1 protein-coding gene and 1 pseudogene are annotated in these 521 nt (G+C 57.2%); one reads left to right on the top strand and one right to left on the bottom strand.

Annotation, left to right across the window (positions count from 1 at the left end; all coding sequences use genetic code 11):
- Window positions 1-153, bottom strand: a pseudogene (locus tag NW855_RS04320) (IS200/IS605 family transposase); the annotation flags it as partial.
- Between NW855_RS04320 and NW855_RS04315 the strand changes: the two are divergent.
- On the top strand, window positions 109-521 hold a 413-nt coding region (locus NW855_RS04315), incomplete at its 3' end, for a helix-turn-helix domain-containing protein (RefSeq protein WP_414508393.1). The pseudogene NW855_RS04320 and the gene NW855_RS04315 sit on opposite strands and share 45 nt — an antisense overlap.

The raw sequence follows: 521 nt of genomic DNA, 5'->3' as shown, positions 1-521 counted from the left end.
TATCACCCGACGACGGTACTTTGTCACCAGCACCAAGTGGATTTGTAGGCTGTAAACAGAACGATGGCCTATGTTGTAGCTCATTGCGCTAAATGCTAGAACCGTCTCATGATTATCACCCACGAGTACCGGATCCTGCCCAGCGACGACCAAGCCGCTCTGATGACCGAGTGGCTGGAATTGTTGCGGCGGCAGTGGAACGACGCTCTGGGGCAGAGACTGGATTGGCTGACCGCAACCCGTTGCCCAATTGACCGCTGCAGTCTTGTCTCTTGTCCGTTGCCTGTGTCAGAACCCCCGCTGGAGCCGAATTATTATCGGCAGGCGGGATCCCTCAAACAAATCAAGCAACTGTTCCCGGCCTACCGGGGCATTTACGCCGAGGTGCTGCAGCAAAACTTGATGCGGCTGGACAAGGCGTGGAAAGCGTGGCGGGAGCCGGATAGCACAGGCAAGCGGCGGGGGCGGCCTCGCTTCAAAAAAGCGGGGGAGTTGAGATCCTTCACATTCCCCCGCATCAA

The sequence above is a fragment of the Synechococcus sp. RC10B2 genome, from assembly GCF_047502635.1.
The sequence above is the reverse complement of the archived record's forward strand: the minus strand, read 5'-3'. Positions and strand labels throughout refer to the sequence as shown.